This is a genomic window from Actinomadura sp. K4S16 (genome assembly GCF_008327685.1).
GTDB lineage: Bacteria > Actinomycetota > Actinomycetes > Streptosporangiales > Streptosporangiaceae > Spirillospora.
Window position 1 is genome coordinate 27,967 of sequence record NZ_BDDE01000014.1, and the last position, 12,303, is coordinate 40,269.

At 73.1% G+C, this 12,303-nt stretch carries 15 protein-coding genes; 9 read left to right on the plus strand and 6 right to left on the minus strand.

Annotation, left to right across the window (positions count from 1 at the left end):
- Nucleotides 1-83: 83 nt before the first annotated feature.
- The gene (locus K4S16_RS18405) at nucleotides 84-1,019 is read right to left on the minus strand and encodes an AraC family transcriptional regulator (RefSeq protein WP_200841961.1); all 936 of its coding nucleotides are present in this window, start codon (nucleotides 1,017-1,019) and stop codon (nucleotides 84-86) included.
- A 119-nt stretch (nucleotides 1,020-1,138) separates the two neighbouring features.
- On the opposite strand from K4S16_RS18405, the gene K4S16_RS18410 reads away from it, so the two are divergent.
- The 4 genes from K4S16_RS18410 to K4S16_RS18425 all read left to right on the plus strand — a co-directional run bounded on the left by K4S16_RS18410 (nucleotide 1,139) and on the right by K4S16_RS18425 (nucleotide 3,521).
- Nucleotides 1,139-1,882, plus strand: a complete 744-nt coding sequence (locus tag K4S16_RS18410; protein ID WP_149260222.1) for a class I SAM-dependent methyltransferase — start codon at nucleotides 1,139-1,141, stop codon at nucleotides 1,880-1,882.
- Nucleotides 1,883-1,962: 80 nt separating this feature from the next.
- Nucleotides 1,963-2,577 (plus strand): glyoxalase, encoded by a 615-nt coding sequence (locus tag K4S16_RS18415; RefSeq protein WP_149260223.1) that lies wholly within the window; start codon nucleotides 1,963-1,965, stop codon nucleotides 2,575-2,577.
- A gap of 63 nt (nucleotides 2,578-2,640) precedes the next feature.
- Entirely contained in the window at nucleotides 2,641-3,105 is a 465-nt protein-coding gene (locus tag K4S16_RS18420; protein WP_149260224.1) for a helix-turn-helix transcriptional regulator, read from the plus strand.
- Nucleotides 3,106-3,110: 5 nt separating this feature from the next.
- A complete protein-coding gene (locus K4S16_RS18425) occupies nucleotides 3,111-3,521 on the plus strand; it encodes a VOC family protein (RefSeq protein ID WP_149260225.1) in 411 nt (136 codons plus the stop codon).
- Between the two features lie 184 nt (nucleotides 3,522-3,705).
- Here the strand turns inward: K4S16_RS18425 and K4S16_RS18430 are convergent, their stop codons facing one another.
- Both K4S16_RS18430 and K4S16_RS46490 read right to left on the minus strand, forming a co-directional pair.
- Nucleotides 3,706-4,065: a hypothetical protein gene (locus K4S16_RS18430; protein WP_149260226.1), complete on the minus strand. Its 360-nt coding sequence runs from the start codon at nucleotides 4,063-4,065 to the stop codon at nucleotides 3,706-3,708.
- Between the two features lie 177 nt (nucleotides 4,066-4,242).
- Nucleotides 4,243-6,006, minus strand: a complete 1,764-nt coding sequence (locus K4S16_RS46490; protein WP_268843257.1) for an FtsX-like permease family protein — start codon at nucleotides 6,004-6,006, stop codon at nucleotides 4,243-4,245.
- 240 nt (nucleotides 6,007-6,246) lie between these two features.
- On the opposite strand from K4S16_RS46490, the gene K4S16_RS18440 reads away from it, so the two are divergent.
- Complete coding sequence (locus K4S16_RS18440; protein WP_149260228.1) at nucleotides 6,247-6,717, plus strand: nuclear transport factor 2 family protein; 471 nt, start codon at nucleotides 6,247-6,249, stop codon at nucleotides 6,715-6,717.
- Between the two features lie 121 nt (nucleotides 6,718-6,838).
- On the opposite strand, the gene K4S16_RS18445 is transcribed toward K4S16_RS18440, so the two are convergent.
- The gene (locus K4S16_RS18445) at nucleotides 6,839-7,414 is read right to left on the minus strand and encodes a TetR/AcrR family transcriptional regulator (RefSeq protein WP_149260229.1); all 576 of its coding nucleotides are present in this window, start codon (nucleotides 7,412-7,414) and stop codon (nucleotides 6,839-6,841) included.
- A 58-nt stretch (nucleotides 7,415-7,472) separates the two neighbouring features.
- Between K4S16_RS18445 and K4S16_RS18450 the strand changes: the two genes are divergently transcribed.
- On the plus strand, nucleotides 7,473-8,630 hold the full coding sequence (locus tag K4S16_RS18450; RefSeq protein ID WP_160160947.1) for an FAD-dependent monooxygenase: 1,158 nt from the start codon (nucleotides 7,473-7,475) through the stop codon (nucleotides 8,628-8,630).
- Between the two features lie 19 nt (nucleotides 8,631-8,649).
- On the opposite strand, the gene K4S16_RS18455 is transcribed toward K4S16_RS18450, so the two are convergent.
- Together K4S16_RS18455 and K4S16_RS18460 are read right to left on the minus strand one after the other, a co-directional pair.
- Nucleotides 8,650-9,447, minus strand: coding sequence for an ABC transporter permease (locus K4S16_RS18455; RefSeq protein WP_149260231.1), 798 nt, complete (start codon nucleotides 9,445-9,447; stop codon nucleotides 8,650-8,652).
- Complete coding sequence (locus tag K4S16_RS18460) at nucleotides 9,434-10,375, minus strand: ABC transporter ATP-binding protein (RefSeq protein WP_160160948.1); 942 nt, start codon at nucleotides 10,373-10,375, stop codon at nucleotides 9,434-9,436. Before K4S16_RS18460 ends, K4S16_RS18455 begins: the two co-directional genes overlap by 14 nt.
- Before the next feature lie 122 nt (nucleotides 10,376-10,497).
- On the opposite strand from K4S16_RS18460, the gene K4S16_RS18465 reads away from it, so the two are divergent.
- The 3 genes from K4S16_RS18465 to K4S16_RS18475 all read left to right on the plus strand — a co-directional run bounded on the left by K4S16_RS18465 (nucleotide 10,498) and on the right by K4S16_RS18475 (nucleotide 12,221).
- A complete protein-coding gene (locus K4S16_RS18465; protein WP_149260233.1) occupies nucleotides 10,498-10,797 on the plus strand; it encodes a PadR family transcriptional regulator in 300 nt (99 codons plus the stop codon).
- The gene (locus tag K4S16_RS18470; protein ID WP_149260234.1) at nucleotides 10,794-11,561 is read left to right on the plus strand and encodes a hypothetical protein; all 768 of its coding nucleotides are present in this window, start codon (nucleotides 10,794-10,796) and stop codon (nucleotides 11,559-11,561) included. The genes K4S16_RS18465 and K4S16_RS18470 overlap by 4 nt, the downstream gene beginning before the upstream one ends.
- 156 nt (nucleotides 11,562-11,717) lie before the next feature.
- Nucleotides 11,718-12,221, plus strand: a complete 504-nt coding sequence (locus K4S16_RS18475; RefSeq protein WP_149260235.1) for a dual specificity protein phosphatase family protein — start codon at nucleotides 11,718-11,720, stop codon at nucleotides 12,219-12,221.
- Nucleotides 12,222-12,303: the final 82 nt, after the last annotated feature.

The following is a 12,303-nucleotide window of genomic DNA, read 5'->3' on the forward strand; positions in this document are numbered from 1 at the left end:
GGCATTGTGGCCCATTTCCGCACGAAGAGCGGCATGACGCCGGTCGTGGTCGGGCGCGCGCGTTCCGGCTGGGCCGTTCAGGCTCATGGCCATGCTCGTTCGGCGCGGCGCCATCGCTGCGGGGTGACGCCGTAGCGGTTTCGGAAGCGGCGGACGAGGTAGGTGGCGTCCCGCAGGCCGGTCCGGGCGGCCACGGCGTCGAGCGGCAGGTCGGTCTCGCGCAGCATGCGCCTGACTTCGATCATGCGCCGTTCGGTGATCCATTCCAGGAGCGGGCGGCCCGTGCGCCTGCGGAGCACGGTCGTGAGGTGGCCGGGCGTGTAGCCGAGCGCGCGGGCGACGTCCGCGGCGGAGACCGGTTCGCGGAACGTCGCCTCGATCTCGGCGAAGACCTGCTCGACGAGCGGTTCCGGCGGGGCCGGGGCGGCGGGAGCAAGTCGCGCGGCCGCGACCAGGAGCCGGGTGAGCGTGGCGGCGATGGCCTCGCGGGCACCGAGACGGCCCGGGTCGGCGAGTTCCCCGGCCAGGTCCGCCAGCAGCGCCGACCAGGTCGCCCGGTCGGTTTCGGGGACCCGGCCCTGGCCCGCGCCGGGGGCGAACAGGGCGAGCAGGGGGTGGTGCGTCCACGCCAGCGGGGAGACCGAGGCCAGGGCGGGGACGGCGTCCGGGGTGAACGCGACCGCCCACGCGCGGCTGCCGGCGAGTTCGGTGATGCTCGTGACGCCGATGACCTGCCCCGGCGACAGGGCGTGGACCTCGCCGGCGCGAAGCGGCCTTTCGGCGCCGTCGATGACGACCGAGCCCACGCCGTCCTCGATGTAGACCAGGACGAGGAAGTCGTGGGCGTGCCGGTGGTCCGGCGGCAGGTCGGCGTGGGCGGTCCCGGTGTCGAAGCGGGTCACCGAGACGGGAGGCAGGCCGGGACGCTGCTGGTAGCGGTAGACGGGCGTGCCGTCGAGCCGCACCGTGCGCAGCCGCGACGGGAAGCCCAGCGAGGCACCGTCCGAAGAATGTCCCACGATGCCCAACGTATGTCCTGCTCGGCGACCGCGGAATGTCCAAGACTCGAAGGTGACGGCACCGGGTCTGGCGCGGGCTCGCCGCGGGCAGACCTCTACCGAACGCACAAGGGGCACCCATGGACGTACGCATCCTCGACAAGCGGACCCCCGAGGAGCGGGACCGCCCGTTCCTGCCGGGCGCGGGCAAGACCTGGCTCCTACCGTTCTATGACGTCTTCTCCAGGGTGGCGGGCGTCCGCGCGCTGCACGAGCGCGCGGCCGGCCTCGCCGGCGTCGCGCCCGGCCAGGCGGTGGCCGACGTCGGCTGCGGCACCGGCAACCTGTCGTTCGCCGTGCTCGCGGCCCAGCCGGCCGCGCGGGTGACCGGCCTCGACCCCGACGGAGACGCCCTGCGCAGGGCCGCGCGGAAGGCGCGCCGCCGCGGCGTCGATCTCACCCTCGTGCAGGGATACGCCGACCGGATCCCCGCGGAGGACGCGTCGCTCGATCATGTGGTCTCGGCACTGGCCCTGCACCACCTCGATGACGACGGCCGGACGGCGTTCGCGCGTGAGGCGCTGCGTGCCCTTCGTCCGGGAGCAAGGGTCACCATCGCCGACTTCGGCGGCCCCTCGTCCGAGGGTGAGCACGCCGGCCACTCCGCGCACGGCCACGGTCCCCGCCTGGGCCACGTCCTTCGGCACCTGCCCGGCCTCAAGCGTTCCCGGACGGCGCACAGCCCGGTCGTGTCCCGCGACCGTGGCAACGGCGTCGTCGCGCTGCTCGCCGAGGCCGGGTTCGACGACGCCCGGGAGGTCGCGCACGCCGACCTGAGGTTCGGCCGGGTCACCTTCGTGCAGGCGACCCGCCCCTTGGACTGAGAACCTGACGGCAGGGCGGGTTCCGGAACGGTCAGGAATCGAGAAGCGCCGGCCGTGGAGCCGCGCCTAGCGTGACCGGCATGACTTCCATCGACTACGTCACCCTTGAGGTGGCCGACCCCACCGCCGCCAAGTCCTTCTACACCGAAGCCCTCGGACTGGACTCGCAGGTCCGCCTGCAAGCATCGGAGCCGCCGTCCACCGGGTTCCGCGGGTTCACGCTGTCGCTCACCGTGTCCCAGCCGGGCAACGTCGACCTGCTCATCCAGGCCGCCCTGGACGCCGGCGGCTCGGTGCTGAAGCCGGTCGCGAAGTCGCTCTGGGGCTACGGCGGAACCGTCCAGGCCCCGGACGGTTCGATCTGGAAGGTCGCGACGTCCAAGAAGAAGGACAAGGCCCCGGCCACCCGGGAGTTCGACGCCACGGTGCTGCTGCTGGGAGTCGAGGACGTGGCCGCGAGCAAGCGGTTCTACCTCGACCGCGGCCTCACCGTGGGGAAGAGCTTCGGCAGCAAGTACGTCGAGTTCGACTCCGGGTCGAGCCCCATCAAGCTGGCGCTCTACAAGCGCCGTGCCCTCGCCAAGGACGCCGGCGTCCCCGAAGAGGGCACGGGCTCGCACCGCATCGTGATCGGCGGTGACGCCGGCTCCTTCACCGACCCGGACGGGTTCGTGTGGGAGACCCCGTCGCCCTGAGCCGAAGAAGGCCGCGCCCGTCGCGGCCCAGGTACGCGCCGACATCGACGGAAGGAATCCCCCATGTGCTACCCAGGATGGGCGAGCGCGCAGATCGAGGCGCAGCGCCTCAGCGACCTGGCGCGGCTCCGCCGCGTTCGGGACCGGATCGACCGGGAGTACGCGCAACCGCTGGACGTCGAGGCGCTCGCGCGCGGCGTCCACATGTCTGCCGGGCACCTCAGCCGCCAGTTCCGCCGCGCGTACGGCGAGTCGCCGTACTCCTACCTGATGACGCGGCGCATCGAGCGCGCGATGGCGCTGCTGCGTCGCGGCGACCTCAGCGTGACCGACGTGTGCTTCGCGGTCGGCTGCTCGTCCCTGGGCACCTTCAGCACCCGCTTCACCGAGCTGGTCGGTGTGCCGCCCAGCGTCTACCGGCGGCAGGCGGCGAACGGGGCGGAGGGGATGCCGGCGTGCGTCGCGAAAGGGGTGACGCGACCGGTCAGGAATCGAGAAGCGCGGGTCGCGGAGCCGCAACTAGCGTGATCGGCATGGACATCACCGTTCACGCGAGCTTCCTTCCGCACGACGACCCGGAGGCCTCGCTGGCCTTCTACCGCGACGATCTGGACTTCGAGGTCCGCAACGACGTCGGCAAGGGCAAGATGCGCTGGATCACCGTCGGGCCGAAGGGCCAGCCCGACACGTCCATCCTGCTGGCGCCGCCGGCCGTCGGCCCCGAGTTCACCGACGAGGAGCGGCGCCTCATCGCCGAGATGATGGCCAAGGGCACCTACGGCTTTATCCTGCTGGCCACCGGGAATCTCGACGCCGCCTTCGAGAAGGTACAAGCCGGCGGAGCCGAGGTCGTCCAGGAGCCGACCGATCAGCCGTACGGGATCCGCGACTGCGCCTTCCGCGACCCCGCGGGCAACCTGGTCCGCATCCAGCAGCGGCCCTGAGCCGTCCGGCGCACCACGTCCGTCTGCGGCGAGCAGGCCGTCCCGGTCGAGCGGCCGACGGGCCTCCGCGCGGCGGCGCGGGCGCCCGTCAAAACACCCCGGGGCCTCATGGCCCGGGGCGTTTCGACGACGCCGGAACCCCGCTGGTCCCGCGGGCTCCACGCCTGGCGCTCTGTCGGCCGGGCTAGGCTCCCACGGCCGTGAGCCCGCGCTCGTAGTCGCCGAGCCACCGCTTGATGCTGTCGCCGACGGCGAGCATGTCGAGGCGGTAGTGCTCGACCAGCACGCTGCCCTGGGCCATCAGGTCGCGGTGCGCCTGATCGTCGAGCAGCTCGAACACCTGGGTCACCTCTCCCTTGATGATGACGAAGCCGCTTTCGATCTCGGAGTCGCCGCTGCCGAGCATGAAGGGCTCGAAGTAGGTGAGCTTCCCGTCCTTGACGAGGCCGCTGTAGTGCTCGACGGACTTCTGGAAGAGGGCCATCGCGTCCTTCTCGCGTCCCTGCCGCGGCGCGCCCCACCTGATCAGAATCCCGGTTTCCATGAACGTCTCCCCCCGGTTCGCTCGCTTTGGCCGCGTGGAGCCGGTTGCCCCGCGACCACGTCTCCTTCCACCAGAACACACCCCCGGGCCCGGCGGGCTAGGGCCGAAGGTCCCCCGTCCGCGCCCCCCTCACGGAGCCCGCTCACCGCCCGCGGGCGGACGGCTTCGGGTTCGGGCTCAGGGCGCTTCGGCGCTGAGGGTGCGTGCCACGGAGCGGCGGGCCGCCATGCGCGCGGGCAGGGCGGTGAGCGCCGCCGTGGCCAGGAGCGACACGAGCGCCGCGGCGCACAGCCACCAGGCGGGCGGCGCGCTCAGCTCACCGGCCGCGAGGACGCCCAAGGGGATGCCGATGACGGTGCCGGGCAGGGTCGGCAGGAGTTGCGCGGTGGACAGTCCGGCCGTGACCTGCCCGGGGGTGGCGCCGAGGGCGCGCGCGACGGCCATGGTGCGGCGGGTCTCCAGCGCGGTGGTCCAGGCGATCGTGATGATGTTCACCGCGGCGAGCACGGCCAGCGCGACGGTGACGGCGAGCAGTGCGTGGCGTCCTTGCTCGACCTTCACGTTGCCCAGCTTGGAGGATCCCAGGCCGTAGTCGTAGACGGGCTGGGCGTAGAGCATCAGCATGCCCGTCGCACCGATCATCGTGATCGCGATGCTCCAGGCGTGCAGGACGGCGCGGCCGGGACGGCGGGCGATCAGGCGCAGTCCCAGCAGCAGCGGGGTCGGCAGCAGCGCCGACACCCTGTTCAGCCGGGCCCGGCGCTCGGGCCGGCGGGCGGTGCCGGCGAGCGCGGTGACGGTCTCCGTGCGCAGAGCCCGCACGGTCGGGGCGAGAGTGGTCAGGACCGCCACGGCCAGGGCGACGACGGTCGTGAGCAGGACGGTGTCGGCGCTCGGGCCGGCGGCGGCGGTGAGCAGGCTCCCCGAGGGGTTGACGACGGCGGGCGCGGCCAGCCGGGCGATCACCAGGCCCAGCGCGTCCGCGAGCAGGGCCAGCGTCAGGTACTCGGCGAACAGGACGGCGGCGACCAGGCCGGGAGTGGCGCCGACGGCCTTGAGCAGCCCGACGCGGCGGGTCTGCTCGGCGGCACGTCCTGCAGCCAGCGTGGCCACGCCGGCGATCGCCAGGAGGCTGAGCAGCCAGCTGCCGACGACCAGGACCGGCTGGCTGTCCTTGAGCAGGACCCCGTCCTGCTCGGCCATGAACTGCCAGGTGAAGAAGTTGGTCGGGTACTCGTCGCTGTAGGGGCGGCGGGAGACCACGAACTCCCGGGCGGCGGCGGGGTCCCGCAGCTTCAGGTAGAGCAGGGAGGTCACCGGGAGGTCGGCGGCCGCCAGCACCCGGGCGTCGGTCCGGCTCACCCAGACCAGGCCGTTGGCGTCGCTCGGCCCGCCGCCCGGCCCGTTCATCGCCGCCCACGGGTAGACGGTGTGCGCCGAGGTCACGGCGATCCCGGCGACGGGAAGCGAGCGGCCGGCGACCGTGACGCGGTCGCCGACCCGGACGCCCAGTGCGGCCGCGAAGCCGCGCTCGACCACGACGCCTCCCGGGCGGACCCAGCCGCCCGAGGTCACCAGCGGGCGATCGATCGGGCCCGGGGCCGCGTCGGCGCCCTGCGCCACCGCGCGCGACGTCAGGCCGTGCGCCGTCAGCGCCGTGTAGTACTGGCGGTACGGCCCGCTGTGGCCGGCGACCCCGGGAGCACGCTCCAGCGCCGCCATGGCCGAAGCCGCGGTCCGCCCGGTGCCAGGGGTGAGCGCTACGACGTCCGGTCCGGCCGTGGCCGCGCGGGTCTGGCGGAAGAGCGTGTCGGTCGCCTGTCCCAGTGACAGCCCCAGGGCCAGCGTGGCGGTGGCAGCGGTGATCGAGACGAGGAGCATCGCGGCCTGGACGGGATGCCGGCGTACGTCGGCCGTCACGAGGCGGAACACCAGCACCATCCGGCCCATCGCGCTCAGCCCCCAGCCCGGTTCAGGTCGTCGAGTCCCCCGCCGCCGCGCCCTGCCGACTCGGGAGGCGCCACCGCTAACGGTTAGCCATAGATTGTCGCGATCTTCCGAGATCGTCAATCGGGACCGTCGCACTCGCCCGCGACCGCGCGGACGGAAGCCCTCATGGCACCGGCGCCGATTCCAATTAGTTCGTTGACGAATAATTCGTCAGTGAATTACCTTGATGCCATGCCAGAACCCCTGACCCCCCGCGAGGTCTTTCTGAAGCTCGTGCACGGCGTGTGCGAGGAGCGCTGGGAAGAGGTGCTCGACCTCTACGCCGAGCAGACGCACGTGGAGCACCCGTTCCACCCACTCGAGGCGCCCCCGCTGCGGTCCCGCGAGGAGCTGCGCGAGCACTTCGGCTTCAACGCCCCGCCCGGTGCCCACACGGGGCACACACTGCGCCGCCGGCCGACCGGCATCACCGTCCACGAGACCGCGGATCCCGAGGTCATCGTGGCCGAGTTCCAGTACGAGGGGACCGTGGTGGAGACCGGCGAGCCGTTCGCGTTCCCGGGGGTCTTCGTCCTGCGGGTCCGCGACGGGAAGATCGTCGAGTCCCGCGACTACCTCGACCACCTGCGCTCCGCCCGGGCCCGCGGCCAGCTCGGCGAGGTCCTCGACGCCGTCCGGCAGCACCACACGCCTGACAGCTGAGGCCCTGCCCGGCACCGTCCTGGACGCGCGCGGTCACCGCCCACGCCCCGGCGGTGGAGCGGTGCGCGCTCGCCAACTGGCCTGACGGGCGCGACCTCCTGCGGCCCCTGCTCAGGCGCGGCTATGAGGAGAGGGCGCCGTGCACGATCGAGTGCGCGATGCTCCGTACGAATTCCGCGCTCACGTACTCGGGGGGCGCGGTGACGAGGGTGAACAGCGCGCCGCCGTACAGCGCGATCAGAGTGGGGATCTTCTCGGTCGGGATGGCGAGGTCGAGCTCGGCATGATGGCCGGCGGTGAAGCGCACCGACGCGTCCTGCAACCCCGCGAGGGCCGCGGCCAGGGCCGGCCGCCGTGTCGCCTCCAGCTGGAGTTCGAAGATCGCGAGATAGCGGGTGCGGTGCGCGGTGGCCGCCGCGAGCAGTGACTCCGTCAGCAGCTCGGTGATTCCGGCGCCGCTCGCCCTTTCGGGGCGGGCGGCGTCGTCCATGTCGGCGTGGTGCAGCTCGACGACGCGTTCCGCGGTGGCCACGAGGAGCGCTTCGCGGCTGGGGAAGTAGTTCGAGGCCGTTCCCTGGGGCACCCCGGCGGCCTTCTCGACCGCGCGATGGGTCACGCCATGCGCACCGGACGCCGCGAGCAGGTCGATGGCGGCATCGGTGAGGTCTCGGCGCCGTCCGGGGTTGGTCCGCGGCACCCCGTCATCGTATGGCAGTCTTCGTACTAGTACGATCGTAGTGGTAAGGAGCGAGTCCGTGCGCGTAGTCGTGGGGGGAGCCGGTCTGGGCGGCGTCTCGGCCGCCGTCGGCCTGTGTCGGGCCGGGCACGAGGTGGTGCTGTACGAGCGCGGCGCCGAACTCCGGGAGGCGGGCACCGGCGTCGTGATCATGCCGAACGGCGTCCGCGCGCTCGACGCGCTGGGGCTGGGCGACGCCGTCCGCTCCGGCCGCGGCGAGGAGACGCCCGCCGCCACCGGCGGGCTGCGGGACTGGCGGGGGCGGCCGCTGCTGGTCACGGACGCGGGAGAGGCCCGGCGGACGGTCGGAGCCCCGGCCGTCGTGGGCCGCACGGAACTGCACCAGGCGCTGCGGGCCCCGCTGCCACCCGAGTCCGTGCGCACGGGGACCGCGATCGAGCGGCTGGACCCCGCCGAGAGCGGCGTCGCGGTGATCAGCGACGGCGAGCGGGTGGACGCGGCGGACGCGGTGATCGTGGCCGACGGCATCGGCAGCACGCTGCGCGTCCGGCTCTTCCCCGGCCACCCCGGCCTGCGGCGGGTCGGCCGCCTGGACCTGCGCGGAACGCTGCCCGCACCCGCCGGCCTCGACGTCACCGACCTCCTGGCCGGCGTCCTCGTCGACCGGCGCACCGGGTCGATGTTCGGCCTGTTCCCGCTGAGGGACGGCGGCCTGTACTGGTTCACCGACTCCGCATTGCACGGAACCCCGCCCGCCCCAGACGAGGCACGCCGGCAGATGCTGTCCCTGATGGCCGACTGGCATCCGGCGGTCCCGGCCCTGATCGAGGCCACCCCGCCCGCCGACGTCTACGTCGACGCGATCGCCTGCCTCGCCAGACCGCTCCCCACCTACGCCCTCGGCCGGATCGCCCTCCTCGGCGACGCCGCGCACGCCATGACCCCCGACCTCGGTCAGGGCGCCAGCCAGGCCTTCGAGGACGCCGCCGCGATCACCCGCCATCTGGAGGACGCCGGACCGTCGCAGGTCGCCGAGCGCCTGCGCCGCTACGACGCCGAACGCCGCCCCCGCGCCAACCGCCTCATGGCGCAAGCGTCCCGGCAGTCGTGGCTGACCTCGAGGACCGGCGCCACCGCCTGGCTCCGGGACGCCGCCCTCCGCGCGATCCCCGACCGCCTCGCCACCCGCCAACTGGCCGCCCTCTGGCAGGCCTGACGCGAACGCCGTCTCCGCGTCATGCCGCCGGGTCCCGTCTTGCGAGGACGAGGGCGGCAACGGCGGCGGCCAAGCCGATCGTGACGAGTTGGGCGATGGTTCCGGTGGCGAGGTGGGTGGTGCCGGACGGGTCGAACAGGTGCGTCCAGGCCTGCCAGTAGTGCACGGGGAGGACGACCGTCACGGCGTGGAGCGCGGATTGGCCGTCGAGGATGGTCGCCATGACGACGAAGGCGATGGCGGTACCGAGGGCTTCGGCGCCGCGGGGCAGGAGCAGGCCGAGCGCGAGGGCGATCGCGGCGATGCTCAGCATGCAGAGGACGGTGTAGCCGCCGGCGGCCAGGACGCGGGCGATGGCGTCGCAGGTGGTGAGGGCAGGCGCGTCGATGATGTGGAAGGGATGCCAGCCGAAGAGCGCGAGGCCGCTCAGCAGGCCGGCCACCAGCACGCACGCGGTGGCGGCCACGGTGACGATCGCGACGGCGGCGAGCTTTCCGGCGAGCAGCCGTGAGCGGGTGACCGGGGCGACGTAGAGGTAGCGCAGTGTCCCCCAGTCTCGGTCGGCGGATCCGATGGCCGTGGCCAGAAGCGCGACCACGATGGGAAGCAGCAGGGGGGCGATGAACTGGAGGCTCGCCATGGCGTGGTTGAGGGCGGAGTAAGGGGCCGCGCCGAACAGGCCGCCCTGGGTGCCGTTGCGGTGCCCGGCATGGGACGCGGTCGCGAGCGCGGCCATGACGGGGACGGCGGCCAGGCAGGCGAGCGCCACGAGGGTGCGGACGCGGAGCAGTTGGCTGGTCAGTTCAACGCGCAGCATGCCCGTCGCCTCCTTGGGTGATGGTGAGGAACGCCTCTTCCAGGGACCGGCTCGCCCGGTGCACGCCGGCGACGCCGATACCGGCCGTGACCAGGGCGTGGACGAGATCGCGTGAGGGGACCCCGGGGGCGGCGACGGTGACTTCGCCGCCCTGGGCCGTGACGGTGGCGACGCCCGCCATCTCGCCGAGGACGGCGGCCGCCCGCTCGCCGTCGTCGACCTGGACGAGATAGGCGCCGGTATCGTCCAGCAGGTCGGCGAGGGGCCCGGCGGTGACCAGGCGGCCGCGGTTCATGACGACGACGTGGGTCGCCAGTTGCTGCACCTCGGCAAGCTGGTGGCTGGAGAGCAGCACCGCCGCTCCCCGTCCGGCCAGTGCCCGCAGGTGTTCGCGCAGAGCCCGCACCTCGGCGGGGTCCAGCCCGTTGGCGGGCTCGTCGAGGATCAGCACGTCGGGCGCCCGCATGAGCGCCTGCGCCAGCATCAGCCGCTGCTTCATCCCCATCGAGTAGCCCTTGGCCCTGCGGTCGATCGCCGGGCCGAGTCCGGCGAGGTCGAGCGCGGCGTCCAGCGCGGGCGGCGGCCAGGCGCGCCGGGTCGCCGACCACAGCAGCTTCAGGTTGGCGAGGCCGGACAGGTGGGGCACGAACGCCGGGCCGTCGATGAGCACGCCGGTGCGGCGGAGCACCGCGGCGCCGAGGCCGACCGGCCGCCCGAGGATCGTCGCGCCGCCGGCGTCCGGGGCGGACAGGCCGACCAGCATCCGCATCACGGAGGTCTTCCCCGCGCCGTTCGGGCCGAGCAGGCCGCAGATCTGGCCGGCCTCCACGGTGAGGCCGAGGCCGCTGACGGCCTGCGTGCGCCCGTACCGTTTGGACAGTCCACGGGCGCAGATCATCGGTGTCGCGGGGGTGGCGGAGGTTCTCATCACGGGCCTTCCAGGTCGGGGACGCGCCGGTCGCCTAGTACGCGGCGCGTAGTACGCCACGAGTAGTACGCGGAACATAATACGTAATGCGTAGCATCGTGGCGCGTACTACGATCGGAGCCATGCACGGCAACGACGCGCAGATGCTGGTGCTCACCGTCCTCGCGAACGGTCCGCTGCACGGTTACGCGATCAACACGGCGATCGAGCGGCTCACCGGCCGTCGGCTCGGCCCGGGCAGCCTCTACGGCGCGCTGACCCGGCTGGAGGCGAAGAACCTCATCGAGCCGCTGCCCGAGGAAGGCCGGCAGCGCACGCTCCGCCTGACCCCCGAAGGCCGGACCACGCTGGAGCAGGAGTTGCGGGCGATGGCGCACATCGCCGCGGTCGGCCTGCGCGACCTCGGGGTGGGGACGGCATGAGGCTCGCGCCGCTGCTGCTCAGCCTGTATCCCCATCCCGTCCGCGCGCGCTGGGGCCCCGATCTGGAGGCCGAGATCCGGGAGGCCCGCTGGCGGAGCCTGCCCGACACCCTGGCCGGCATCGCCGGCCTGTGGCTGCACCCGGTCGTCTGGCCGGGCGCGTCGCCGCGCCGGCGCAGGCTGCGGATGACGACCATGGCCGTGGCGGTCGCCCTCGCCTGCTGGTTCGCCTCGCTGGCCACCGCCGAACTGGGTGGACGGTCCGCGCAGGCCGCGGGGCACTCCCCGCTGATGTCGGCCGGGATGGCCCTGCTCCTCGCGGGCCTGGCACTCCTCGCCCCGTTCCCCGTCTTCCGCGCGCTCACGGCCACGTGCCGGATCGCCGTGTCCCGCCTCGCGGTACCGGCAGCGCTCGGGGCGGGCGCCGTCATCGCCGTCCGCGCCGGGGCCGCGAGCGAGCCGCACATCGTGCAGGCCGTCGTGCTCTCCTGCTGGTGGACGGCCCTGGCCCTGGGCGCCGTCCAGTCCTGCCGGACGATCGCCGCCGCCGGGCCGCACGTCGTCCCGCCGAGTGCCGGTCGTCTTCGCCTGGGCACGGCGTTCCTGACCGCGGGCGCGACGGCCAACGCCACCGCCCTTCTGGGCTTCTCACTGAACGACGGTCCCGACCCGGCGGCGACCGCGACCGGCCTCGGACTGCTCGGCCTGCTGACCACCCTCGTCCTGGTCCTCCGCGACACCCACCACCTGCCCACCCCCAAGTGACCACTCTTGGCCGTATGCACCAAGCGGGCCCGTTTTCCCCACACGCCGCAGCAGAGGCTGGAGTTCGGGGCGATCGGCGGGGCGGGTGGTACGGTGACGCCGTGACCAGTTGATCTTGCCCGGCCTGCTGCTGTCGGGCGGTGGCGGGAGTAGGCCATGCGGACCAAGGGCCGGGGAGCGCCTGACGCGGAGTCGCCCTGGGACGAGATCGTCCCGATGCTCTGGATGGGCGGGCACTACTACCGGGATCCGGCCGGTGTCCGGACGCCGGCCGTGGTCGGTCGCGAGTTCGATCTCGTGATCAGTCTGTACGTGCGCGAAGGGCACGGTCCGGACGCCGGGGTCGAGCACCGCCGTGTCGAGGTTCCGGACGGGCCGCTGACCGCCGAGCAGATCGAGGCGGTCTGCCGTGCGGCGGAGTCGGTCGCGGAGTCGGTCCGGCAAGGAAGGCGCGTGCTGGTCCGCTGCCATTCCGGCTACAACCGTTCCGGCCTTGTCATCGCCCATGCCCTCACGCTTCTGGGCCACAGCACCGACGATGCCGTCTTCCTGCTTCGGTATCGGCGGTCGAAATGGGCGCTGAACAACTCCCTGTTCGTGGACTACCTGAACACCGGACTCGACGTGGCGCGGCTGCTCACAGGCCTCGGCTCGACGTGAGGGCGGGCTGAGGCGCCGCATCGCTCGCAAGCGGGTTTCCTTCGACGGCGGGCGATGATTTCGGGCGGTGGCGGAGGTCCGC

Bases quoted from the DNA above. Each gene is read 5' to 3' on its own strand.
- K4S16_RS18410 (WP_149260222.1), top strand. From the start codon at position 1,139: ATGGACGTACGCATCCTCGACAAGCGGACCCCCGAGGAGCGGGACCGC.
- K4S16_RS18415 (WP_149260223.1), top strand. From the start codon at position 1,963: ATGACTTCCATCGACTACGTCACCCTTGAGGTGGCCGACCCCACCGCC.
- K4S16_RS18420 (WP_149260224.1), top strand. From the start codon at position 2,641: ATGTGCTACCCAGGATGGGCGAGCGCGCAGATCGAGGCGCAGCGCCTC.
- K4S16_RS18425 (WP_149260225.1), top strand. From the start codon at position 3,111: ATGGACATCACCGTTCACGCGAGCTTCCTTCCGCACGACGACCCGGAG.
- K4S16_RS18430 (WP_149260226.1), bottom strand. From the start codon at position 4,065: ATGGAAACCGGGATTCTGATCAGGTGGGGCGCGCCGCGGCAGGGACGC.
- K4S16_RS46490 (WP_268843257.1), bottom strand. From the start codon at position 6,006: ATGGTGCTGGTGTTCCGCCTCGTGACGGCCGACGTACGCCGGCATCCC.
- K4S16_RS18440 (WP_149260228.1), top strand. From the start codon at position 6,247: ATGCCAGAACCCCTGACCCCCCGCGAGGTCTTTCTGAAGCTCGTGCAC.
- K4S16_RS18455 (WP_149260231.1), bottom strand. From the start codon at position 9,447: ATGCTGCGCGTTGAACTGACCAGCCAACTGCTCCGCGTCCGCACCCTC.
- K4S16_RS18460 (WP_160160948.1), bottom strand. From the start codon at position 10,375: ATGAGAACCTCCGCCACCCCCGCGACACCGATGATCTGCGCCCGTGGA.
- K4S16_RS18465 (WP_149260233.1), top strand. From the start codon at position 10,498: ATGCACGGCAACGACGCGCAGATGCTGGTGCTCACCGTCCTCGCGAAC.
- K4S16_RS18470 (WP_149260234.1), top strand. From the start codon at position 10,794: ATGAGGCTCGCGCCGCTGCTGCTCAGCCTGTATCCCCATCCCGTCCGC.
- K4S16_RS18475 (WP_149260235.1), top strand. From the start codon at position 11,718: ATGCGGACCAAGGGCCGGGGAGCGCCTGACGCGGAGTCGCCCTGGGAC.